This window comes from Thiorhodovibrio winogradskyi, assembly GCF_036208045.1.
GTDB lineage: Bacteria > Pseudomonadota > Gammaproteobacteria > Chromatiales > Chromatiaceae > Thiorhodovibrio > Thiorhodovibrio winogradskyi.
In genome coordinates this window covers 1569705-1593685 of sequence record NZ_CP121472.1, presented here as the reverse complement: position 1 = coordinate 1593685, position 23981 = coordinate 1569705, and the positions used below count along the sequence as shown (strand labels likewise).

General features: G+C 63.7%; 20 protein-coding genes. 7 read left to right on the top strand and 13 right to left on the bottom strand.

All coding sequences use genetic code 11. From position 1 onward, the window contains the following. Positions 1 to 20 precede the first annotated feature (20 nt). Positions 21 to 2609: a leucine--tRNA ligase gene (leuS, locus tag Thiowin_RS07195; RefSeq protein WP_328987068.1), complete on the bottom strand. Its 2589-nt coding sequence runs from the start codon at positions 2607 to 2609 to the stop codon at positions 21 to 23. A 115-nt stretch (positions 2610 to 2724) separates the two neighbouring features. On the opposite strand from leuS, the gene Thiowin_RS07190 reads away from it, so the two are divergent. From Thiowin_RS07190 to Thiowin_RS07170, 5 genes are all read left to right on the top strand, one after another. After that, positions 2725 to 3285, top strand: coding sequence for a zinc ribbon-containing protein (locus Thiowin_RS07190; protein ID WP_328987067.1), 561 nt, complete (start codon positions 2725 to 2727; stop codon positions 3283 to 3285). Positions 3286 to 3496: 211 nt separating this feature from the next. After that, on the top strand, positions 3497 to 3967 hold the full coding sequence (locus Thiowin_RS07185; protein ID WP_328987066.1) for an STAS domain-containing protein: 471 nt from the start codon (positions 3497 to 3499) through the stop codon (positions 3965 to 3967). Positions 3968 to 3987: 20 nt separating this feature from the next. Next, a complete protein-coding gene (locus Thiowin_RS07180; protein WP_328987065.1) occupies positions 3988 to 5298 on the top strand; it encodes an ABC transporter substrate-binding protein in 1311 nt (436 codons plus the stop codon). A 15-nt stretch (positions 5299 to 5313) separates the two neighbouring features. Next, a complete protein-coding gene (locus Thiowin_RS07175; protein ID WP_328987063.1) occupies positions 5314 to 7704 on the top strand; it encodes a SpoIIE family protein phosphatase in 2391 nt (796 codons plus the stop codon). A 222-nt stretch (positions 7705 to 7926) separates the two neighbouring features. Next, complete coding sequence (locus Thiowin_RS07170; RefSeq protein WP_328987062.1) at positions 7927 to 9504, top strand: ATP-binding protein; 1578 nt, start codon at positions 7927 to 7929, stop codon at positions 9502 to 9504. Positions 9505 to 9608: 104 nt separating this feature from the next. Here the strand turns inward: Thiowin_RS07170 and Thiowin_RS07165 are convergent, their stop codons facing one another. Together Thiowin_RS07165 and Thiowin_RS07160 are read right to left on the bottom strand one after the other, a co-directional pair. Next, positions 9609 to 9881, bottom strand: coding sequence for a DUF3782 domain-containing protein (locus tag Thiowin_RS07165; RefSeq protein WP_328987061.1), 273 nt, complete (start codon positions 9879 to 9881; stop codon positions 9609 to 9611). Positions 9882 to 9902: 21 nt separating this feature from the next. Next, positions 9903 to 10184, bottom strand: a complete 282-nt coding sequence (locus Thiowin_RS07160; protein ID WP_328987060.1) for a hypothetical protein — start codon at positions 10182 to 10184, stop codon at positions 9903 to 9905. A 427-nt stretch (positions 10185 to 10611) separates the two neighbouring features. On the opposite strand from Thiowin_RS07160, the gene Thiowin_RS07155 reads away from it, so the two are divergent. Further along, a complete protein-coding gene (locus tag Thiowin_RS07155) occupies positions 10612 to 11637 on the top strand; it encodes a helix-turn-helix domain-containing protein (RefSeq protein ID WP_328987059.1) in 1026 nt (341 codons plus the stop codon). A gap of 269 nt (positions 11638 to 11906) precedes the next feature. Here the strand turns inward: Thiowin_RS07155 and Thiowin_RS07150 are convergent, their stop codons facing one another. The 6 genes from Thiowin_RS07150 to Thiowin_RS07125 form a co-directional block, all read right to left on the bottom strand. After that, positions 11907 to 12320, bottom strand: coding sequence for an NHLP leader peptide family RiPP precursor (locus Thiowin_RS07150; RefSeq protein WP_328987057.1), 414 nt, complete (start codon positions 12318 to 12320; stop codon positions 11907 to 11909). Positions 12321 to 12573: 253 nt separating this feature from the next. Next, complete coding sequence (locus Thiowin_RS07145) at positions 12574 to 12936, bottom strand: NHLP leader peptide family RiPP precursor (protein ID WP_328987055.1); 363 nt, start codon at positions 12934 to 12936, stop codon at positions 12574 to 12576. Positions 12937 to 12973: 37 nt separating this feature from the next. Further along, positions 12974 to 13393, bottom strand: coding sequence for an NHLP leader peptide family RiPP precursor (locus Thiowin_RS07140; protein ID WP_328987054.1), 420 nt, complete (start codon positions 13391 to 13393; stop codon positions 12974 to 12976). A 40-nt stretch (positions 13394 to 13433) separates the two neighbouring features. Then, a complete protein-coding gene (locus tag Thiowin_RS07135) occupies positions 13434 to 13841 on the bottom strand; it encodes an NHLP leader peptide family RiPP precursor (protein ID WP_328987053.1) in 408 nt (135 codons plus the stop codon). Between the two features lie 37 nt (positions 13842 to 13878). Then, positions 13879 to 14355 (bottom strand): NHLP leader peptide family RiPP precursor, encoded by a 477-nt coding sequence (locus Thiowin_RS07130; protein WP_328987052.1) that lies wholly within the window; start codon positions 14353 to 14355, stop codon positions 13879 to 13881. A gap of 93 nt (positions 14356 to 14448) precedes the next feature. Then, positions 14449 to 17487, bottom strand: a complete 3039-nt coding sequence (locus Thiowin_RS07125; RefSeq protein ID WP_328987051.1) for a DUF4135 domain-containing protein — start codon at positions 17485 to 17487, stop codon at positions 14449 to 14451. A 99-nt stretch (positions 17488 to 17586) separates the two neighbouring features. Between Thiowin_RS07125 and Thiowin_RS07120 the strand changes: the two genes are divergently transcribed. Further along, positions 17587 to 18705 (top strand): quinone oxidoreductase family protein, encoded by a 1119-nt coding sequence (locus tag Thiowin_RS07120; RefSeq protein ID WP_328987050.1) that lies wholly within the window; start codon positions 17587 to 17589, stop codon positions 18703 to 18705. Between the two features lie 30 nt (positions 18706 to 18735). Here Thiowin_RS07120 and Thiowin_RS07115 read toward each other — a convergent pair whose 3' ends face one another. The 4 genes from Thiowin_RS07115 to Thiowin_RS07100 are packed head-to-tail and all read right to left on the bottom strand — an operon-like array spanning position 18736 to position 23748. Next, positions 18736 to 19917, bottom strand: coding sequence for a YcaO-like family protein (locus tag Thiowin_RS07115; protein ID WP_328987049.1), 1182 nt, complete (start codon positions 19915 to 19917; stop codon positions 18736 to 18738). Then, a complete protein-coding gene (locus Thiowin_RS07110) occupies positions 19914 to 20912 on the bottom strand; it encodes a TfuA-like protein (protein ID WP_328987048.1) in 999 nt (332 codons plus the stop codon). Before Thiowin_RS07110 ends, Thiowin_RS07115 begins: the two co-directional genes overlap by 4 nt. Before the next feature lie 2 nt (positions 20913 to 20914). After that, a complete protein-coding gene (locus tag Thiowin_RS07105) occupies positions 20915 to 22015 on the bottom strand; it encodes a hypothetical protein (protein ID WP_328987047.1) in 1101 nt (366 codons plus the stop codon). Then, on the bottom strand, positions 22012 to 23748 hold the full coding sequence (locus Thiowin_RS07100) for a hypothetical protein (RefSeq protein ID WP_328987046.1): 1737 nt from the start codon (positions 23746 to 23748) through the stop codon (positions 22012 to 22014). The genes Thiowin_RS07105 and Thiowin_RS07100 overlap by 4 nt, the downstream gene beginning before the upstream one ends. Positions 23749 to 23981 lie beyond the last annotated feature (233 nt).

Here is a 23981-nt window from a genome sequence, read left to right as displayed (position 1 = left end):
CGCCACCCCTCCAGATCGCTTTAACCCACCACCAGATTGACCAGCTTGCCCGGCACCAGTATGACCTTGCGCGGAGTCTTACCCTCCAGGTGGCGGCTGACGTTCTCGTTGCGCAGTGCGCTGGCCTCGATCTCCTCGCGCCTGGCCGCCGCCGGCACCTGAATCTTGCCGCGCACCTTGCCGTTGACCTGCACCACGTATTCGATGCTGTCCTGCTCCAGCGCCGCCTCATCCACCTCGGGCCAGCCGGCGCCAAGCACATCCTCGCCAAAGTCCAGTTCCCGCCACAAATAATGGCTGACATGGGGAGCAATGGGCGCGAGCAGCCGCAGCACCAGGGTGAGTCCCTCACGGAAGACCGCTCGTGCCCGCGATCCGTCCAGCGACAGCTTGTGCAGCACATTGACCATGGTCATGCAGCCGGAGACCACGGTATTGAACTGCTGGCGTTCGTAGTCGAAGAGCGCCTTTTTCAGCGCCAGGTGCAATTCGCGCCGGGCGTCGGCGAGTGGCTTATCAAGATCGGCCAGGATGATTGCATCGGGCGACTGCGCGCGGACCATCTCGGCCTGGGTCGCGGCGAGATGCCAGAGTCGCTTGAGAAAACGCGCGGCACCCTCCACGCCCTCGTCGTTCCACTCCAGCGACTGATCCGGCGGTGCGGTGAACATGGTGTAAAGCCGCACGGTATCGGCGCCATAGCGGGCGATGAGCTGCTCGGGATCGACGCCGTTGTTCTTGGATTTGGACATCTTTTCGATGCCACCGAAGAACACGGGCTCGCCATCAGCCTCCAGCACCGCACCCACCACCTGGCCCTTATCATCGCGACTGACCTTGATCTCGGTGGGATTGAACCACTGCTTGCGCCCCTCGGCATCTTCCCGATACCAGGTCTCGGCCACCACCATGCCCTGGGTGAGCAAGCGCGCGAAGGGCTCGTCGCAGTCAACCAGGCCCTCGTCGCGCATCAGCTTATGAAAAAAGCGCGCGTAGAGCAGATGCAGCACCGCGTGCTCAATGCCGCCGACGTACTGATCGACCGGCAGCCAGTAATTGGCCCGCTGATCCAGCATGGCGCTGTCGCAATCGGCCGAGCAGTAGCGGGCGTAGTACCAGCTCGACTCGACAAAGGTGTCGAAGGTGTCGGTCTCGCGGCTCTCGCCATTGGGCAGCTGATAAAACTCGGGCATTTTTTTCAGCGGCGAGCCCGAGCCATCCACCACCACGTCCTCGGGCAGGCGCACCGGCAGCTCGGTCTCGACGCGAATGCCGCCGTCGGCCGCGCGCACGATGGGTAGCGGACAGCCCCAGTAGCGCTGGCGTGACACGCCCCAGTCGCGCAGACGATAATTCACCCGCTTCTCGCCGCGTCCGCGCTCGGCGAGCCAGTCGGCGATGGCCTCGATGGCATCGTCCGAGGCCAGGCCATCGAAGGGGCCGGAGTCGGTCAGGATGCCTTTCTCGACATAAGCGCCCTGTTCAATGCCCGCGTTCTCTCCATTGGAGGGCGCGCCATCGGCCGGGATAATGACCTGTTTCTTGGGGATGCCATGGCGCTCGGCGAATTCCCAGTCGCGCTGATCATGCCCCGGCACCGCCATGACCGCGCCGGTGCCATAGCCCATGAGGACGAAGTTGGCGGCGTAGATGGGCACGGCTTCTCCGCTGACCGGATGCAGGGCATTCAACCCCAGCGGATGCCCCTTCTTCTCCATGGTCTCGATCTCGGCCTCGGAAATACCGCCCTGGCGACAGTCCTCGATAAAGGCCGCCAGCCCAGCATCTTGAGCGGCCATGCGCCGCGCCAGCGGATGCTCGGCGGCCACGGCGACATAGGTCACGCCCATCAGGGTATCGGCGCGAGTGGTGTAAATACCCAAAGTCTCTTCGGAGCCCTCGATGCCAAAGGTCATGGCAACGCCCTCGGAGCGCCCGATCCAGTTGCGCTGCATGGTGCGCACCTGCTCCGGCCAGCCGTCCAGGCCATCCAGGGCATCGAGCAGTTCCTGGGCATAATCGGTGATGCGCACCGACCATTGCTCGATCTCGCGCTTCTCCACCGGAGCGCCCGAGCGCCAGCCGCGCCCGTCGATGACCTGCTCGTTGGCCAGCACGGTTTGATCAACGGGATCCCAGTTGACCATGGCGGTGGCGCGATAGGCCAGGCCCTTCTCGACCAGTCGGGTGAACAGCCACTGCTCCCAGCGGTAGTAATCAGGATCGCAGGTCGCCAACTCGCGCGTCCAGTCGTAGCCAAAGCCGAGCTGCTTGAGCTGGGCTTTCATATACTCAAGATTCGAGCGCGTCCATTGCGATGGCGGTATGCCATGTTTGATGGCGGCGTTTTCAGCCGGCAGACCGAAGGCATCCCACCCCATGGGTTGGAGCACATTCTTGCCCAGCATGCGCTGATAGCGCGAAATCACATCGCCAATGGTGTAATTTCGCACATGGCCCATGTGCAGCCGTCCGCTTGGGTAAGGGAACATGGACAGGCAGTAGAACTTCTCGCGCGCCGGGTCCTCAATCGCGCGAAACGACTGGTTGGCATCCCAAAACGCCTGGGCCTCGGCCTCGATGGCCTGGGGATCATAATCGCTGTGCATAAATTGGCCGATGCTGGAACATCGCGAGCAAAACTCGCCTAAGATTGAAGTGACCGCAAAGGATAACGCAAAACCTTCACCAACCGCGCGAGCGCGCGCTTTGAGGAGACCTCTTATGTCCGATCATCCCTCTGATCACTCCACGAGCCACTCCGATCAGTCCAAGCCAGAAAGCGTCGATCGCCTGGTCGATGCCTATGAGCGCATGCTCGAGCGCACCCGCGAGCGCCTTGATGCCGCCGAGGATGCGACGCCCAAGCTGCGCGACTGGCTGGAAAAAGCCCGTGACCACATGGTTGAACTTGGCGAACTCACGCGCGAGGAGGCCAATCGCGTCGCCGAGTACATCGAGCGCGACATCGAGGATGCCGCCCACTATTTGGTCGACACCGGCGAGGAGCTGAAAACCTGGTGGCGTTTCGATTTGGAACTGATCGAGGAACGGCTGCTCGAGGTCTTTACCAGCGTGGCGGATCAAACCAGCCTGCAACTGCAAGCCTGGGCCGAACGCGCCGAGCAGGCCCGAACCCAGCGACGCTACCACAGCGGCGAGATCACCGGCCCCGGCACACTGGTTTGCAACCACTGCGGCGCTCGGGTGCATTTTCAGCGTGCGACGCGCATATCCGACTGTGCGGAATGTCAGGGCAAGGAATTTCGCCGCGAGCCATCTTGAACATCCGCTCGGCGCTGTCACCCGCAGCCTAGCGCCAGCGCCATCCTTGACGCCAACTCTGACATCCACTCTGACAAAATGACGCACCCGTGCCGCGCCAGCCATCCGAACTCGCGGACCAACGCCGGCGGGCCATCATCCAGGACCAGTTTCCCTGGCCCGTTGGGGAAACAGGCTTCAGCGAAGCGGCCTTCCAGCAAGAAAAACCCTGGTGCGCCAGGGCACGCGGTGCCAAAATACCGGCAGTTCCAAAATACCGGCCACCCCGAAGGATGAGCCCCATGCAAGAATCCCCGTGATGCCGAGTAACCGTCATCACCTCGACCGGAACACGAATTCGATGGATATTTTAATTGAAAAACAGTCTGATGCACTTGTCTTTGTCATCAAGGGGCGGCTCGATGGCAGCACCGCTCCAACGTTGCAAGAGCAGCTGATCAGCGAGCTTGCCGCCGCGCCCCTGGTTCTCCTGGATTGTGCCGCGCTCGATTACATCTCCAGTGCCGGACTGCGGGTGCTGTTGCTGGCCACCAAAGAGTGCAAAAAAGCCAAACGGCCATTCGGCATCTGCAACCTTCAAAACGAGGTACGGGAAGTCTTCAAGATGAGTGGCTTCAGTTCGATCATCGACATCTTTGACTCGCGCGAACAGGCACTCGAAAAACTCGCCTCGCCTGCCTGAGCCGAGCCGTCAAACCCGTGATGCTGGATCCGCGATCTTTTGTCCTATGCGCGGCACTGCTCGCCTCCTCAACGGGGCTCGCCGAGGCGCCCGTGCCCTTGCCGATACCAGAGTCGATACCAGAGTCGATACCAGAGTCGATACCAGAGTCGATAACAGAGTCGATAACAGAGTCGATACCAGAGTCGATACCAGAGTCGATACCAGAGTCGATACCAAGAGCGGAGGACGGGGCCAATCCACTGACGCCAGTGCGCATCGCCTTGCAATGGAGTCCGCAGAGCCAGTTCGCTGGTTTTTATCTGGCCCGAGAGCAGGGCCTTTACGCGGCGGCCGGGGCGGATGTGCGCTTCGTGCATGCCAATGCCAACCGCTCATCGCTTGATTGGCTGCAAAAGGGCGATGCCGAGCTTGCCACCGCCTTTCTCGCCGATGCCATGGTGGCTGCCGCCAACGCCGATGCCGCTAGCAACAGCGCTGGCGAAGCCACTAGCGATGCAAGTGGCGACGCAAGTGACGATGACGGGAGCGATAACAGGACAGGGGCCAGGCGCCCGGTGCTGATCGGCCAATTGGTTCAACGCTCCAACCTGATGCTATTGGCATGGAAGGATCGCGGCATTGAGCATCTTGAGGATCTGAATGGCCAGCGCGTCAGCCTATGGCCTGGACCTTTCACGGCGTCCGTTCACGCATTGCTTTCGGCCCGCCGGATCGCACCAGAGCTCATCCCACAATACGGCACGGTGAACTTGTTTCTGCACGGCGGTGTCTCCGCCTGCGCCGCCATGGAATACAACGAATACCATCGCATTTGGCAGGCGGGCGTCGATGCGGACCGCCTGACGGCCTTTCTGCTGCGCGATTTTGGATTCGATTTCCCCGAGGATGGGCTTTACGCCCGCGCCGACTGGCTTGAACAGCACGGCGCCCTGGCGCGGCGCCTGTGGCAAGCGACCCTTAAGGGCTGGGAATACGCGCGCGCCCATCCGCCGCAGGCCATCGACCTGGTGATGGCCGAAGCCGAACGCGCCCAAGTCCCAACCAACCGCCCGCATGAACACTGGATGCTCAAGCATCTGCTCGCATCCATCTTCCTTGATGACATCGAGGAACCGCGCACCTCGGCACGCCTTTCGGCCGCTGCCCATGCCGCCACTGCCAAGGCATTGGTCGCGGCTGAGCGAATCGACAAAGCACTGCCCCTCGCGGTCTTTTGTCCTGGATGTGGCGAGAAGGATCAACAGGGCCCCAACAGCACCCATGCCCGAGCGCGGCCGAGCGGGGTACCGAACGACAACACCGATGCCAAGCTCGATGAAAACCCCTAGGTCCGCGCCTGGAACATGAACCAGGCCAATCTCGACATAGGCCCCGTGCCGCCACTGGCGCGGTTGCGCAACCGCCTGCTGTTGTCGACCGTGGGCGTCGCGGGCCTGATTCTGTGCGGCCTGTTACTGTGGAATTACCTGAGCTTCCGCGACCGCCTGACCGAAGACGCGCAAGTCCGCGCGCGCTTTCTGGCCAATGGCGCCGCTGATCGCATCGACACCACCCTGGGCCGCCTGCAAAGCCTGGTCGACGGCATGGCGATCAGCCTGAATGCCGCCGGGCTCGATCTGACGCTAAAGCAAGTGCGTGCGCTGCAGGAACAGGCATTGCGCAACCAGCCAGCGCTATACGGCATATCGTTGTCCTGGTTACCGGAGCACAAACCATCAAAGTGGGCCGCCTGGGCGCCTTTCAGCTATCGCGTGAACGGCAACCTGGCCTACAAGGACCTGGGCGCGGAGAACCAGGATTACATCGCACAGGACTGGTTCGCCCTGCCACGTTTTCTTGACCGCCCGGTGTGGACAGAACCCTATATCGCCACCACCGGTGTGCGCATGGTGACCTACTCAGCGCCTCTGCGCCTGCCCTCCCCAGAGGGGCCGGTTTTCGTCGGCGTGGTGACCTGCGATATCGAGCTGGCCTGGCTCGACCGGCTTCTGGCCAATCTCCCGTTGGATGACAATGGCTACGGCTTTTTGCTCAGTCGCAATGGCGTGCACATCAGTCACCCTGTCGCCGATTTCACCATGGACGAGTCGGTTTTCAGCGTCGCCGAGGCCCGCGAGGATCCCGAGCTGCGCCAGGCCGGCCAGACGATGCTCTTCGGCAAGCCTGGCATGCGACCCTGGATCGGCTGGGCCACGGAGGAGAAAAGCTGGCTGGCCTGGGATCGGCTGTCGACCACCGGCTGGATATCCGGCGTGATGATTTCCCAAACCCAGCTCAATCGCGAGATTGCCCAGCTCACCCAATTTCAGGCGCTCGCCGGCGGCGGCGGATTGTTGGTGCTGGTGCTGGCGGTCGGCTGGATTGCCCGCTCCATTACCCGCCCCATCACCGCACTCAGCGAGGCCGCGCCCAGTATCGCCGCTGGTCGCCTTGATGATCCACTCCCACTGCCGAGGGGCCGCGACGAAATCGCGCGCCTCACGGCCATCTTCCGCACCATGCGTGATCATCTCAAAGGCTACCTGGCCGACCTGGAAGCCACGACCGCGGCGCGCGAGCGCATCCAAGGCGAACTGCGCATCGCTCGCGACATTCAGATGGACCTGGTGCCCAAAACCTTCCCCGCCTTTCCCGAGCGCGAGGACATGGATCTCTTCGCCATCATCGAGCCGGCGCGCGAGGTGGGCGGTGATTTCTATGATTTTCTGCTGCTTGACGAAGATCAGGTCTTTCTCGCCATTGCCGATGTCTCCGGCAAGGGCGTGCCGGCGGCCCTGTTCATGGCCGTCACCCGCAGTCTGTTGCGCGCCGAGGTCAAGGCCAACCCGGACCCAGGGCAGATGCTCGCGCGCCTGAACGACGCCCTGGCCGAGCACAATGACTCCTGCATGTTCGTCACGCTGTTCTGCGCCCTGGTCTCCTTGTCTGACGGCAGCATGCGCTACGCCAATGCCGGACATAATCCGCCACTGTGGCTACGCGCGGATGGCCGCATCGACTGGCTCGACTCCCCGGCCGGCATCGCCGCTGGCCCCGTCGCCGATCTCGACTACACCACCGGCCACATCCAGCTGGCCCCCGGCGAGAGCCTGCTGCTCTACACCGATGGCGTCAACGAGGCCATCGACATTAACAACCAAGCCTTTGGCAACCAACGCATGCTTGAGCGCCTGCATGCCAGCCGGTCGTTGAATTGCCGCGAGACGCTCACCGCCCTGCTGGCGGACATTCGCGAGCACACCGGCGAAGCCGAGCAATTCGATGACATCACCATGATGCTGTTTCGCCGCGAGGGGACAAGGATGAGCCAAGCAAGCACACTCACCCTCACCAATGACCTGTCCGAGCTGACCCGGCTGGCATCCTGGCTGGAGCGCTTTGGTAACGAGCAAGGCATTGATGAAAAAACACTTTACCAGCTGAACCTGGCCCTCGACGAGTTGGTCACCAACATCATCCACCATGCCTATCCCGACGGCCAGGCGCACAGCTTCAACCTGCTGCTGCAACGGCTAGAGGATCGAATCGAGGCGGAACTCAGCGACGATGGCATCCCCTTCAATCCGCTGGAGATGCCGGAACCTGACACCCAAGCCGCGATTGACTCACGCCAAATCGGCGGACTGGGAATCCATTTTGTGCGTCAAACCATGGACGAAGTCCATTACCGCTTTGAACAAGGCCATAACCATCTGCGCTTGATCAAATACCTGACCACTTTGCAAACCAGCTAAACCGGGACCCTTGTCCACGGCCCGGACAGGCTCATTCAAGGCGACAGGGATGGGAAAAAAGATGTCTAATCTCATTCTGGGATGATCGATACCATGGGCTATCGGGTACCCATGATTGCCTTCGCGTCAGACCCTGCGGTGTTTACCGATGCTGGACGAAAGTGAGCGCCAAGGGCTGCCATGCTTGGCCACTGACTCTTGTTTCGCCGGAGCACTGTCAAGATGCGCTATTACAATACCGAAGGGCCAGTCCACTGCACCCAGCATTACTGCCTGCCGCCACTCACGCGCTGGGATCTGGACGAGATTCTCGGGCTGATCGGGCGCCAGAAGTATTTCCTGCTCCACGCCCCGCGCCAGACCGGCAAGACCAGTTGCATGATCGCGCTGATGGAGCATCTCAATCGTGTCGGGCCGTATCAGGCGCTCTATGTCAACATCGAAACGGCGCAGACCGCGCGTGAGGATGTGCCCCGCGCCATGCGTGCCATTTGTGGCGCCATCGGAGCCTCGGCACGGGGCATTCTCGGCGAGGAGCGCCTGTTTACCTGGATTAACGAGGCCCTGGCTGAACAGGGCGCCGACGGTGCGCTGAGCGGCATGCTCACCCGCTGGAGCGCGGTGGCCGAGCGCCCCATCGTGCTGCTGCTCGACGAGGTCGATGCCCTGATCGGCGATACCCTGGTGTCCCTGCTGCGGCAACTGCGCACCGGCTACACCCAGCGCCCGGGGCTGCCCTTTCCCCAAAGCGTGATGCTGTGCGGTGTGCGCGATCTGCGCGACTACCGCATCCACGCGCGCTCCGAGCCGGCGCCCATCACTGGCGGCAGTGCTTTCAACATCAAGGCCAAATCGCTGCGGCTGGGCGACTTCTCGGCGTGGGAAACCCATCGGCTGCTGCAAGAGCACACCCAGGAGACCGGTCAGGCCTTCACCCCCGAGGCGCTCGCGCGCGTGTGGGAGCTGACCCAAGGCCAGCCCTGGCTGGTCAATGCGCTCGCCGATCACACCTGTTTTGAACAACCCGAGGGGCGGGATCGCCGCCGAGCCATCAGTGTCGCGATGATCGATGCGGCCAAGGAATCCATGATTGTCGAGCGTGTCACCCATCTTGATCAGCTTGCCGACAAGCTGTGCGAGGAGCGGGTGCGGCGCGTCATCGAGCCGATGCTGGCCGGTGAGACGCTGGACAGCGTGCCGCTGGATGATCGCGACTACCTGGTCGACCTTGGTCTGCTGCGCCGTGCCCAGGGTGGCGGGCTGGAGGTGGCCAATCCCATCTATCGCGAAGTGCTGCCGCGCATGCTGGCATCGGGGCCGCAAGATTCGCTGCCGCGGAGTGCTCCCATCTGGCTCGATGCCCAAGGCCGGCTCGACCCCGAGCGGTTGCTGAAGGCCTTTCTCGACTTTTGGCGCCAGCACGGGGAGCCACTGCTGCGCAGCGCACCCTATGCTGAAATCGCCCCGCACCTGGTGCTCATGGCCTTTTTGCATCGGGTCGTGAATGGCGGCGGCAGCCTTGAGCGCGAGTATGCCATCGGCGCCGGGCGAATGGATTTGTGCCTGCGCCATGGCGAGACGACCCTCGGCCTGGAGCTGAAAGTCTGGCGCGACGGTCGTCCCGATCCACTCACGCAGGGCTTAATCCAGCTTGACGGCTATCTGGCCGGCCTGGGACTGGACAACGGTTGGCTGGTGCTGTTCGACCGCCGCGCCGGACAGCCGCCCATCGCCGAGCGCACCAGCGTCGAGCAGGTGCGCAGCCCGGGCGGGCGCTGTGTGCAAGTGATTCGGGCTTGATGCAAGAAGATTCCGGCGGACTTCGCGCCGCACCGCGCGGACGACCGATTAGCGGCGGCAAGCGTGGTTACAACCGGCACTCTTTTCCGGGTTTTCCCGTCCCATCAGGTCGTGGGGTGCTGTGCGTGGCAGATGACCCTCCCGGTGGGTGACTCGAAAATTAATTCGAGCAGCCCGTTCTTGATGATGACATCCAGTTCGATCTGTTCAGGCTTGCCGAAGACCTCGCCGGAATCGTCATAGCCGTTGTAGTTGATCACCTCAACGCCGAAATTCTCTTCGAGAATTCCGGCCAGGGCATCGCGAAAGGCTTTCTCCGATTGTAAACCCCAGCGTGCACCCAAGGCGCCAATACTGCGGTCATGCTTTTTCGCCATGGCCGTCAATGCTTCATTGAGCTAGCGAATTTCAGACTGGTTCTCGTCCCACTTGCGGTTTTGCTCGTCCCACTTGCGGCTCTGCTCCTCGCGGTCGCGGAGATAGGCTTCCCAGCGCTCATCGCCTCGTGCACGGCCCTCGCGTAATTCGGCCATGGCCTGCTGGAACCAGTCGGTGGTCTGGGCGCGATCCGCATAGGCCTCGCGCGTCAATTCCAGCACAAAGGCACGAAAAGTCGGATCCTCGCGCAGATAGCCGGGCAGTTCCCGTTTGATGGTGTCTTTCAGTTCGCTCTCGGTCATTGTGATGGACTCGTCACGGGACGGTGTGGCATGGGTGGTTCGGGGTGAGTATGGCCGATGCAAGCCAAGCGAGCGTGGCGATTGTGCGCGCAATCGGCCACGGTAGCACGCTTATTACACTGCGCTACTTAACTGTCGGACACTCTTTAACCGACCCTCCGCCATCAACCTTTTGAAGAAGACCTCTGGCTCCAGCCGTTCGCCGAGCGGGCGCGCATCGCGGAGTTACCCGGGCTAACGCCATCAACTAACTGGCGGCGTAAAGTTTTCGTTGCTGGACAACCGCGGCAAAGTATTAAGTGGCCTCGTTCTCTCCGCATTGTCGCCACAAACTTCTTGCTTGATGGGTTAATCCATGTGACGGGTTACAATGTCGTGCGAAAGCGACGGAAGTCGGCGTTCGCGACATGAGGAGACTGACAAAAGGATGGCGAATCAGTGCCTTCGATTCGGCCCCGAGAAGGGTTGTGATCCCAGCCCGCAGAGTCTGGAGACGCGAGATCTGGTGTTTCTGGATGCATCCCAAGCCGCCGAGGCTCAGTTCTGGGTACCCATCAACTACCGCCAGCTCAGTGCCGGAGAACTCAACGGCCGCATGGAGGTGGTTGATTTACCCGATATGACGGTGTTTCATGAGTGTCACGACCAGAGCCTGAACAAGTCCGGCGTCCTCCCGCCGGGGCAATGCACGCTGTCATTCATTGATCGCGGGCATCGGGACGCGCGTTTCTGTCAATTTTATGGCGCGGATGGGGTGTTCTTTCAGCCCGAGCAGCATGAATTCGACATTCTGATGCCAGGCGGTCAGGCCAATACCTATGCGCGCATCGATCAGCAGCAACTCATCCGCGCGCTGCAAATCCTGGATGTCGCGCTGGCCGAACAGCTTGCGCGGTCGCGCTCCCTGCAATACCTGGGGTTTAACGCCAAGGCGCGCCTGTCAAGGGCCATGCACCAAGTCCTCGCCTTGGGTCAGGCGCCGGGTACTGGCCGCGGCGGGGCCGATCCTGACGGGCTGCGCGCCACCCTGATGGAGCAAATTCTGCTGGCCATCACTGCCTCGGACGGTCCCTTATCCGGGGATGCGCCCCAGCTGCATGGGCGTCGACGCACCTGGCGCATGGCGCGCGCGGCACGGGAGTTTTTGGAGGATTGCTTGCACCGGGGCATCACCCCGGGCATGGTTGATTTATGTGCGCATCTGCGCGTTTCAGAGCGCACTTTGCGTTATGTTTTTCGCGAGTGGATGGGCTGTCCACCCGGCGCCTACCTGCGTCGCCTGCGCCTGAACGGGGTGCGCGCCGAGCTTCTGGCTCCTGGGCCGGCGACCACCTCGGTCACGGCCGTGGCGACGCGCTGGGGTTTTTTGGAGATGGGGCATTTTTCCCGCGATTACCGCACGCTGTTTCACGAGAAGCCATCGGTGACTCTGACACGTGCGCTGACGGCCTGACCCGCCGCCTGCGCCAGTCCGACCGTCCCCTACCACCGGGTTAGGATCACAGCGACCAGACGGAGCAGCGATCAGCCACCAGGGCGCTTGGTCGACGCCCTGGTGAGCCTTTACCCCGTTTCAGCCAACCATGCGACTGCTCTTTCTTTGTCGTTGTCGTTGTCGAAGGGCAACAGGCTCGATCCGAGGCTCTTTCGATTGCGATTACGACAACGATTCGAGATTCGCAGCTTCGACTGTAATAGGGTACTAGCCTCTGTTGTGGTGCGTCAGCCTTCCTTGCCCCACGCTTCAGACGCGACGGCCGAGGCGGCGTACGTGGCGGCAGCCGTGGCGGCAGCGCTTATTCCCATCACGGCAGAAGCGCTGACTGTGACGACAAGCGTGGTGACGGGCTCAATCCCCCCCGCGATTCTCTCTAAATCCTCGTCCGACAATTCATCAAGATCGACGGCGGGTTTGGCGGGAATGACAAAGTGCAGGTGATCGGCATCTTCCTGATGCGCTGTCATCACCAGGCTTTCGGGCAGCTTGGTCCCCATGTAGTCCTCGAACATCGCCTTGGGATCAGCCAGGAATTTCTGATGGAACTCCTCGTCCTCCCAGGCTCGGGCGACGATCTTCGCCTCCAGTTCGGCCCGGCTCATGGGCGCTGCCTGGGCTTCGGTTGCTTCGGTTGTCATCACTTACCTCCGGTTGCACTGTGTTTTCATGAAAAGCACGACTTGCAACAACCCGCTGCTGTCGCTGTCGGTCGCCAAGTTTGCACAAACGATCATAGGCACCAGGCCGCGGGTCCACTATGCAATTTCGGCAAGAACCGCAAGAGAATCGTCGAATGTGCGAGATCTGTCTCATGCGCCAGGTTGGACGCCGATGGCGCTGGACATTCTGGGAAACCGCGCAGTCTCTGTCGTCAGCTCTTTGTCAGCGCGGCTAGCCCTTGCCCCAGCCGCCGATGCCATCATCGACAATCTTAAAGACCTTATCCACGATTTTATTCAACACATCCCATTCGTTGGTCCCTCCGGCCCCGCCAGCGATGCGCTCCAACTCCTCGTCGGTCAAGGCGTCGAGGTCCCGCTTGGGCCGGGGCGGGATGACAAAATGCAGGTGATCCTGGTCTTCCTCGTGGACCCGCACCTTGAAGCCAGGGGGCAATTCAACGCCGATCTCGGCGAAGCAGGCTTCTGGTGTGGCGACGAATTGACGGCGGAAATCCTCATCCTCCCAAGCTCGCTTGGTAATTAACGCCTGTAATTTCCGCCGCGGATTCTCAATTTGTGCTGTATCACTCATCACACTTGCCTCTGTTGCAGTCCTCTGTTGCAGTGCATCAGGTTTTCTTGCCCCACACATAAGCGCCGGCGGCCGTGGCGGCGGCCGAGCCGGCCACCGTGACGGAAACACTCAATGCGCTCACGACAGAGGCGCTGACTGTGACGACAACCGTGGTGACGGGCTCAATTCCCCCCGCGATTCTCTCTAAATCCTCGTCCGACAATTCGTCGAGATCGACGGCGGGTTTGGCGGGAATGACAAAGTGCAGGTGATCGGCATCTTCCTGATGCGTCGTCATCACCAGGCTCGCGGGCAACTTGGAGCCCAAGTAGTCCTCGAACATGGCCTTGGGATCGGCCAGGAATTTCTGATGGAACTCCTCGTCCTCCCAGGCGCGGGCGACGATCTTCGCCTCCAGTTCGGCCCGGCTCATGGGCGCTGCCTGGCCTTCGGTTGCTTCCTTTGCTTCGGTCATTATTTTTCAACCCCAAGTGTTGGTGACAGTCAATAAGCTCTTATTTCCACGCATCTTTTGCCGCTACACTGGCGGCATAGGTGACGACTGCGGACGCCACAACAGTGACGCTCACCGCGGCTGTGCCAACGGTGACAAGACTCGTCACTAGCTCAACCCCTCCGGCGATTTTCTCCAAATCCTCGTCCGACAATTCGTCGAGATCGACGGCGGGTTTGGCGGGAATGACAAAGTGCAGGTGATCGGCATCTTCCTGATGCGCCGTCATCACCAGGCTCGCGGGCAACTTTGAGCCCAAGTAGTCCTCGAACATCGCCTTGGGATCGGCCAGGAATTTTTGGTGGAACTCCTCGTCCTCCCAGGCGCGGGCAACGATCTTCGCCTCCAATTCGGCCCTGCTCATGGGCGCTGCCTGGCCTTCGGTTGCTTGGTTGGCCTCGTCCGTCATTTTTCAACTCCTATTGTTGGGCACAGTCAATAAGCTATTATTTCCACTGATTATTTGCCTCTTCCTCTACAGCTAGGACCAAGGATAAGCTTGCGGTGGTGAATGCTTGCAACGTAAGGGTAACGCCCACCACAACACTCGTCACTGGATCAACTCCTCCCGCGATCTTCTCCAAATCCTCGTCCGACAATTCGTCGAGATCGACGGCGGGTTTTGCGGGAATGACAAAGTGCAGGTGATCGGCATCTTCCTGATGCGCCGTCATCACCAGGCTCGCGGGCAACTTGGCGCCCATGTAGTCCTCGAACATGGCCTTGGGATCGGCCAGGAATTTTTGGTGGAACTCCTCGTCCTCCCAGGCGCGGGCGACGATCTTTGCCTCCAGTTCGGCCCGGCTCATGGGCGCTGCCTGGCCTTCGGTTGCTTCGGTTGTCATCACTAACCTCTGGTTGCACAATGTTTTCATGAAAAGCACGAGCTGCAACAATCCGCTGCTGTCGCTGTCAGTCGCCAAGTTTGCTCGTGCGATCATAGTCGCCAAGCGGCGGGTCCGCTATGCGATTTCGGCAAGAACCGCCGGGGAACGATCGAATGTGCGATACCTGTCTCAGGCACCGGACCGGACGCCAACGGCGCTGGGCATTCTGGGAAACAGCAGACTTTGCGGGCCATCGGCCAGTCCGCGCAAAAGCGCAAGCGCGATGCCCGTGCTGCCGTGGCACAGGGTCGCGGGACAATCGCCTGGGATGTCGTGACGGAAATAGCGCAAGCACCCATCCCGCACGCCTTGCACCAGGTCCGCGCGCACCTCCTCCGCCAGTTGCCGCGGATCCGGTCGGTCAAGGTCATCCGAAACCAGGTCGAGCACCTCAACCGCGCCCGCCCGCCCGTGCAATGCCGAGTCGGACAGGGTTGCGAGATCCGATCGCGCCGCCGCTGGCAAGGCGCTTGAACCGGGCGGCAACACACCCAGGACTTGCGCAAAGGCGCGGACAGCCAGGTCCCCACCGCCGCCGGCCAGCCGCCAGTCGGGCGCGTCAGTGGATTTGGGGGACGCGGGGGCTGAGGCCATGGCACGACGCGCGAGATCCCCCCAAGCGCCGTCGCCATTGCGCGCGAGCAGGCCGAGGGCGGCCAGGGCTACCCCCGTCGGCCCGTGAATGGGCCCAAGCGCACAGCGACCGTTCGCCAGGCCGCCCAGCGCCGCCGGCGTTGCACCGGTCGCAAGCCGACTGCCCGCCACGACCGCCCGCTCCAGCCACCCGCGACCGGGCGACATCTCATCCATCGCCAGGAGCGCGACGACGGCGCCCGCGAGCCCGCCGTGCACCGACAACTCCTCGGCGTCCCGGAGCGACTCCTCGACCAGATGGCGATCAGCGAGGCGCGCGGCCGCCTCGCTTGCCTCCTCCCAACCGATGCGCACAGCGGCCAGCAGCAACGCCAGCGTGATACCAGACACACCCGTGTATAACCCCAGATCCGGGCGCACCCGTCGATAGTGCTCGGCCGGCGCGGTCGCGTCCAATCCGGCGAGCAGGGGTCGCAAGGCCGCTCGGCAACGCGCGTCCCAGCCGTCACCTGGCGCGACGCCATGCAGGGTCGCGAACAGCAGGCCCTGCCCCGCGTTGCCATACCCCAAAGAGACATCGCCACCGGCAAGCTGAAAGGCGTCTTCTTGGGGGAGATGACGCAGGCTGATCCAGGCCAGCTCATCCCCATCGTCAAAGATGGCCTGACTGACGAGCTGTTCGGCCAGTCGGGTCGCGGCGGCAATCCGCTCGCGCGCGCTGGGTGGCGGCGCCTCGGCGAGCGGTCGCGGCGGCAACAGATCACGGGTGGCGGCCAACCGCGCCCGCAAGGCCCCGCGCAGCACGCGCTCCTGGCGTTCGAGGTCTGTCGGCGATAAAGATCGCAACCGCGCCTGGGCGCCTTCGTGAGCGGTTGCCGCGATGGGCACTTCCCCCAGGGGCGCGCGCTGATCGAACAGCCGCCGCCCATCGGCGGGAATTTGAAAGCGCGGGATGTCGAGCGCGGTCAGCGCCCGGATCTCGGCATCCACCAGACTGGCATGGGGCGGGCGCTCCTGATAGAGGCACAGCACGCGCGCGAGTTGCTCCAGCGCAAGCGCGCGCTCAGCAGCGTCACCGGTCAGATCGGCGGCCAGCGACCGGTGCAGCAACCGGGTATAGATCGCGGTATCGCGAAAGATGAAGCGCAGCGGCGCGCCACGCAGCCCAGCCAGGGGGCCCGCCTCGGCCAGGAGGGCGTCGCGATGGGCGAGGATCAGGCGATAACTTGCGACGAAACCGGCGCTGATCAACGGCGCATGGCGCGCGAGTATGGGTTCAATCGGACCATTGCTTGGGCGGTGTTTGGGCACCTCGCTAGGCGTGGTCTGATCGCCAAGTCCGCCAAAATCCACCAGGGTCTTGGCCGAGCGATTCCACACCGGCAGCAGACAGGTGTGGAGCACGCCGAAGGCCATGAGATACTGGGCGCGCGCCACCGCGCTCGGCGCTGGACCTGTAATCGCGGGGCCATCCAGCCTCGGCACCAGCGCGGTTTCAAGATCAATGGGCACCGGCCAGGGGCCATCCGCGATCAGGTTCTCATAGTGCAAATCCGAGGCATCCAGGGCATGGGCGAGCGCGATGAGTTGCCCGGCGTGGCGGTAAAAAGCCTGTTCTTCGGCGTCGTCGGTCGCGCAACGATGCTCGATGAAGGCGCACCAGCCGTATTCATCGCGGTCGATCACCCCGGGGGTCTTGATGTTAAAATCCGGCTCGCGCCGCGCAAGCCAGGCGACAAGGCGCGCGAAAGCAAGATCCACCGCCAAGGAACGCGGTTTGTAGACAATCCGCTGACCATGTTCAAACCTGAGCAGCAGGACGCGGCGGCCGCCTTCATGGGGATCGGCGTTTTCGTCGCTGATGTCGGTGACAGCGCCGGGGTCAAGCCCGCCGAGCAGCTCGCGCAGGATGTCGCGGCGGTCGGCGGCCAGCCGTTCCATCATCTCGGTCGTGGCATTCGTCCAATCATCTAAAGCTTTCACCAACAGCCGCGCGAGCACCGGACAGCGGCGGAAGAAGGCCGCGACACCCTCCGCGCCTGGCCTTGGCTGAATGCTCTGGGCCGCCGGACCAAGCAACCCCGCGACCAGCTCAGCGCAGCGGCCTTGCAGCCCGGCCAGCGCTTCGGCGCTGAAACCCGCCGCCGCCGGTGCTTCCAGCTTGCGCATGGCATGCGCGGCGAGTGTCTCTGCCGTCGCCGTCGGCGTCCCTGCCCAAGCGGCACCCGAGGTTTCCACCAGATCGAGGAAGCGATGAATCCACTCGGGCAAGGGAGCATCGGGGGCCAACCGCACGGGTGCGAGCCTGGCCGCGCGCGCTTGCCAATCAATGCCGCGCCAATCCAGCACCCGGCGAAAAACGGCATCATTACCCTTGGCGACGGCTTGGCGCCAGCGCCCGAGGCGAGAATCCGCGTCCCCGTCCGGACCCGCGTCCGGATCGGCAATCCAGCAGGCAGCGGCGCGCTCCTCGGGCAGGCTCGCACGCCCCGCGATCAGGCGTAACTCCGCATCCGTGAACAAGACAGACCGGGCGGGCGAGCGCGGATGGTTATCGGGTTTGACCTGGGTCATGGAACAATTCCAGCGGTGCTATGCGATCATGATGGGGAACCAGGCGGGAAACATGGTGTTTTCCCGCCGCCAAGGCGCTTTTTTTTTTGCGGAGGTGACATGCGCAACTTTGCCATTTGTGGAACAGAAGCCGTCCAAGCCCAAGCGACCAACGCCAGCCTGGGGTCGGTGACCATGGAAGGAGTCGAGGTGTTGTGCGGGATTCTTGAAACACCCGAGCCGAGCTTCGATCCAACCGGCGAGCACCGCGCGCATGTGCTGGTGCGGACGCTGGCCTTCTCCTGCAACTACCGCGACAAAGCGTTGATTCTGCGCATGGCCACCAGCGGGCAGACACGCGGCTTCTACACCATCGGCTCGGAATTCGTCGGCGTGGTGGAGGCGGTGGGCGCGGAGGTGACCGACCTCGCGCCTGGTGAGCGGGTGATGGGCGACAATGCTTATCCTGATTCTGGCGTACCGGGTCTCGCCCCCGGTATTCCGACCAACCACGGCTCGCGTGAGCGGCAAGTCTTGCATCGGCGCAAGCTGGCGCGGGTGCCGCCTGAGATGAGCGACGAGGTCGCGGCGGCCTTTAGCATCGGCGGCCAGACCACCTACAGCATGATCCGCAAGCTTGAGCTGCCCGCGGGCGCGCGGGTGCTGGTCACCGCGGCCAAGTCCAATACCTCGCTGTTCGCCCTGGCCGCGCTCGCCGGACGCGGCTATGAGGTCTACGCGCAGAGCACCTCTGATCGTTTTGCCTCCGAGCTGGAACAATTCGATATCGCCGAGCTGATTGTCGCCGACCCCCGCCAGGCGCCGCTCGGCGAGCACCCCCGCATCCGCGCGGTGCAGGAGGCGGGCGGCTTTCACGGGGTGATTGATCCCTTTTTCGATCTTTACCTGCCGCACATGCCGCCGGTGATGGCCCCTGGCGGTCGCTATGTGACCTGCGGCATGTACGACCAATATCTGGCCATGGTGGGACGCGAACCGCCCGCCATGCCAGCCGCGGCAAGCACGGTGATGACCCTGACCATGCTCAAGAACCTCTCGCTGATCGGCAACTGCATTGGGCTGACTTCCGACCTGGAACGGGCGCTCGCCGATCAGGCCGCCGGGCGCTTGCCGGTGCTGGTGGACAGGGTGCTCCGCGGAAACGACACCGCCGCCTTTCTGGAGCGAACCTATCTTTCGCCAGATCGGCTGGGCAAGGTGGTTTATCGCTACGACTGACAACCGGATGGCTCTCCTCGCTCGCCCATCTCAACCACCGATGCCAGCGGGGGGGATCCCCGAGCCGGCCAGCCCCGGCACGATCATCTTCACCACCGGAATACCAAGTTCGGGGCGGGTCAGATCGACCCGCAGCACCCGATCATAACCGGCCGCCGCCAGTCCCCGGCACACCAATGCCAGGTCAAGGCCCAGGTCATCAGTGGCGTGATCGGCCAAATCATCCCAGGGCAGATCGCCCTGACGCTGGGTGAAGAATGCCACCAAGCGCTCGTGCGCCGGGGTCAGCCGGTAGGACTGGGCATCGAGATCCTCGCGCGCGGCATGGATGAAGGTCAGACGCGATTGCGCCGCCTCGGTGATGGCGCGGGTGGCGGCGACCGTCGGGCTGAGATGGGCGCCATGGCCCATGTTGATGCGCGAACAGGCGTGGGGCGCGGCCGGATCGAGAATCACCGCCCACATGGTGGTTGTCGGCGGTGGCGAGGCAACCCGGATCAATGCCAACTCCACCCCGGCGGCGGCAAGCAGGTCACGCAGCGCCGCGACCGGAGCGGGCAGTGGCCGTGACAGATCGACCAGCCGGGACTCATTATCCGGCAGGCGCAGCCCGCCCCGTGCCAGGCGCATGATGGCATCCCGCTCAATGACCTCGAACAGCGCGTGCAAGCTGGCCTCGACCAGGTGATTGCCCGAGGCCATGCCATTGGTTGACAGCGGCGCCAGCATCGGCTCGGTGAGATAGACCGCACAGGCCGGCAGCAGGATGCGCTCGCCCACGCTGGCATCGGCGAGAAGGAACCGCGAGTCAATCCACGCCAGCCGCCGGTGGTCGCTCAGGTGCCGTCCGGGGACATAAATCGGCAAGGCCTGAACGGGGAGAAAGGGCACGCCTTGCGCGGTCAATTCGGCCATGGAGGCGAAGCACGCGCACGGAGGCCTCTGCTCGACATGGGCGTGCTCGACGGCTTCCATGATCGCCGAAACCCGCGCGGCGATGTCACTTAGGCCTTTGCCGTTGGTGACCTGGATCAGGCGTCCGTAGGGTCGCACGGCGCAGAAGGTGGGAATGCCGAGACGATCAAGACCGGTGATCTCCGCCACCCGCGTGACCCCAATCCGCTTAAGGTGCGGCGCGACCCGGGCGAGCGTCACCTCTGGCGGAACCAGTCGATGCGTGCCATCCGCATAGCCCAGGGCCAGCGCGATCATGGCGAAATTCCGCGTAGATGCAAATCCAGAGCCGTCTCGAAATGCCAACTGGCATAGCCGAAATGCGGCGGTCCGGCGGCGATCACCCAGTCGCGCAACGCACGCTCGTCAAGACCGGCGCGGCGGATGCCCTGGCGGCGAATCCAGGCCGCGAGGTCGGCATCGCCCTCGGCGGCGGCGCGCTGCTCGAAAAAACGGGCGGACAGAATGCGAAAAAATTCTGGCAAGCGCGACGGATCAAGCCCGTGCGCGCGCGCGACCTGCTCGGCGCTCAGCGCGCTGGACGAGTCCAGACCCAACTCGAACGCCAGCCGCGCCCGCGCCCAGTCGGGATGAGGCTTGCGCGCCAGGCCGGGCGGGTCGGCAACGCCCGCTGCCACAGTCAGCAGCGCCTGCTCGGCGTCCAGGCGTTTCTGGTCGACCCAGTGTTCATTGAGGCGCGCGCCGAGCGTGGCATCCGCCCCTGTCGCCATCAGCGACGCCAGCAGCGCCGCGCGGGTGCGCTCGGGGAAGTAAAGGCCGCGCGCCGTCGCCAACACGCGCTCGGTCTCGGCCGGGGTGAAGACCGGGCCGGCGTCTTCCAGGGTGGCGCGCACATTGACCAGCGGCTCGGACAAAGCCGGCCAGCCCAATTCGGCCGGGCCGTGGATGAGCGCGACCTCGTCGTCGGCCTCGATGATCCCCTCGCGGTACCAGTGGAAAATCCGGCCCACACCCAGCATGCCGAAGGGATGCAGTTCCGCCGCGCGCAAGGCACCCATGCTGGAAGCACCATACACGGGGACACCAGCATCGAGCGCATCCAGGATTTCGCGCGGCCAGACCGAGGGGCTGCCGTGGAACTCGCCATCAATCAACACAATGCACCGCGTCCCGGCGCGCACCGCGCGGTAGATGTCACCACGCCGCGCCGGGGGCTGATAATCCGCTGCCAGAATGGCCTCGGCGCTGGCGCGTGCCAGGCTCGGCCCAAGAAACACCACCGTCCGATCCACCCTCACGCGCTCCCCCCGGCCAGTTGCGCTTTCAGCGCTTTGTCGTCAACCCAGGCGAAGCGGCAGGCCAAATAGGCCTTGGCCGACATGGGCGCGGGTGGATCCAGGGTGAGTTTGATGTGGTGGATGGTGCGCAGAAAGACGCCACTGTGCCTGGGGCTGGGGCGTTCACGGCGCGCCAGGTCCGCCGGCCAAAGCGCCGGTCGCCATTTCTCGTGGGTGATGCCATACCAGGCTGGCAGCGCGTTTCGCTTGGATGCAACCACCAGGCCGTCCTCATCCAGTCTCTGCAACAAGGCTTGCAGCCGCGCCGGTTGCTCGGGTCCGGTATCGAGGTAGCACTCCAGCCCCAGCTTGGCATGAATCCCGCTGCCGGCGTCCAGATCAAGGAAGATATCGTCCACCAAAGGCCCATAGCGATCGAGTAGCCGCGCAAGCTCTTGCGGGTCGCCGGGCCAATCGATGGCATTGAGAAAGGGCATCAGACCTGCGCGGGGGATTCCGCGCAAACACAAACGCAGAATGGGCCTGGGACGCGACAACATCATGCCGAACTGAAACAGATCGGCGCCCTCCGGCAGGGCGGCAAGCACAGGCGCCAGGGTCGCGCGCCGCGCGGGCGTCATGGGCGACCCGGTCAGCGCCTCGGCGGCCTCAATCAGCCAGGCGTGGTCAGCGGGGGCGGCCTGGCCTCGGGCGAGTGCATCGGAGCCGAGGAACAGACTGGGAATGGCCGGCGTCGCTGGCGGACGGTCGAGGTCGAATTCCAGCCAGATGTTGTTGACCGCCGTGTTGATGGACTCGCTCGGATCCGCCCACCGGCGACTGAAAACAGCCAGCCGTTCCCAAACCGGATCGCCACCTTCTGGCGCGCCTGCCGCGGCCCAATGTGATCGGTTTGGGTCGGCACCGGCGATGCAGGCAAGGAAATCGGCCTCGTCCGCCGCCTCGCCCAAGCGGCATTCAAAGCCGAAGAAACTGCACGCGGCGGCGGGAATGAGGCGCGCGACCACCGCGGCCCGGTCGCGCGCCTCGGCGCCGATCAAACCTTGCACCCGCAGCGGTCCGAGCGCGGCGGCGACATGATCATCAAGGCTGGTCATGGCAGGTCGCCGAGATAGGGCGGGAGCGCGTGGCGGGCGACATAGTCCGCCACGCCCTGGGCTCGATACCGCGGATGCGGGCGCTCGTCCGGGTCTGGCATATCCCCGATCCTGGGATCGCAGGGCGCGCCCAGCGCCAGTGCCGCCAGCGCGGTGCCGATCAAGGCATGGCTGTCCTCGTAGAGCGTCAGTGCGTGCCAGTCGCGACCAGCGCGAATCAGACCCGGCACCCGCAGCGCCTCGCCCCCAAGGGCCAGGGTGGAAAAGAAAGGCGTCGCGGCCGGTCGCTGTCCGCTGTCATCCACCAGCTCAAGCAAGCGCACCTGGGCGCAACGCACCAGCCGTCCCCGCCGACCGGTCGCCGCCAGGGTGAGGATCGCCAGCGCGGTGGACAGAGCACGGTCATAGCCGCCGAAGCTGTGATCGGCGTTCATGGACGCGGCGACCTCCGCACCGAGGCGGTCGCGCAGACGGCTCGCCTCCTCTCCCGACTCGCCCTCCAATGCCAGCGCCGTCGCCCAGTCGGTGAGATAGGGATTGGCGAAGTACAGCCCCGCGCGCTGCTCAAAGCGCGTGGCGATCCAGGACAGCGGCGTGCGCGCCTCCAATCCCTGCGCGCGGCGCAACGCGCGCACCAGGCAGGTGGTGGCATACTCGGCCTGACACCAGTGGCGGGTGGCGGGTGAGCGGCGCATGTGGTCCGGTCGCTGGGTGTCGCTGGCAAGCTGCGGCAGATAACCGCCCGCACCGTCGGCGAAGCGCTCCAGCGCCCGCACCGCCGCGCGGTCATTTAGGCCAAGCAGCACCAGCGCCGAGTCGGTGGCCGTGACCAGCAGGTCGGTGTGAAAGGCCCACAGCCCGTCGCGCGCCCGACCGCGCAGATGGCGCCGCAACAGTTCGGCGGCCGCGCGCGCTTCCCGGCGTGGCACCGCGGCCAGGGCGCGCGCGAGAAATCCCAGCGGCACCAGATCGCCGTAGGGATGCGGCGCCTCGGGCGGTGGCGGGCGGCAGGTCATCGCCAGCGTCTCAGTGCGCGCTAGCTTGGCCATCTTCATCAGGATGGCGACCGTCAAACGCCGACCCGCCTCGACCCGCGCCCGACCGGCTTCGATCAGACCACGCTCCAGGGTTGCGTCGATGTCGCCATGGCGGAGAAAAAACAAATTGCAATGCGCGGTGCGGGAGAAACCCGCCAGCAGGCCGTTGATCAGATGCTCCGGCAGCGCGTTGCCAAAGCGCGCCACCACCTTCTCGCCCACTTGCTCGACCCCCAACGGACGCACACCACAGGCGCCCAGAAGCTCGAAATGCCGCATTGAGGGAAAGGACTCGAACACCGCGGTGCCGATCAAGGCCTCCCCTGTCCCGCTGACCACCAGCGCCACCGGCGGAAACGGCTCCTGACGCCCCAGGCCGATACAAATGGCATGTTGGCAATCAAGCCGGTCAAGCAAGCCGCGATAGCGCTCGGCCAGAGACGCCGCCCCCGGTTCGGGAGCCGATACCTCGCTTCCGTCAACAGCGACCAGCGGGCCATCCCTTTGCGGCGCCGTCAGGCTGCCGGTCGGCGTGAGAATCACCTGGCCAACCCCTTCGAGTGGATACCCCTTGGGTAGGCAAAACATATCCCGAATCACCAGGGGATCGGCCACGGAAAGAACCTGGTGAAGATCAAAAACCACCGCCCAGTCATGTTCGCCCGAAAGGCAGGCTAGAATAGCGTCAATCTTCATCGCGCAGTCTCGCGGCTGGCCGGGCGGCACGCGCATTCCACGCGGACCGAAGTCTGATGGGGGGCTCAGTGATAATCATGGCAGCTCAGTGGCACGGACGAAACGCATGGGGAAAACGCTACCACAATGCCGTCGAAGCCGACTATGCAAATCCGGCAAGCGCAAGTCTTGGCGGATTTGCATGGTCGGCGGCGGTCCGGGCGCCAAAGACTTCTGGAGTTCCAGGACAGGAT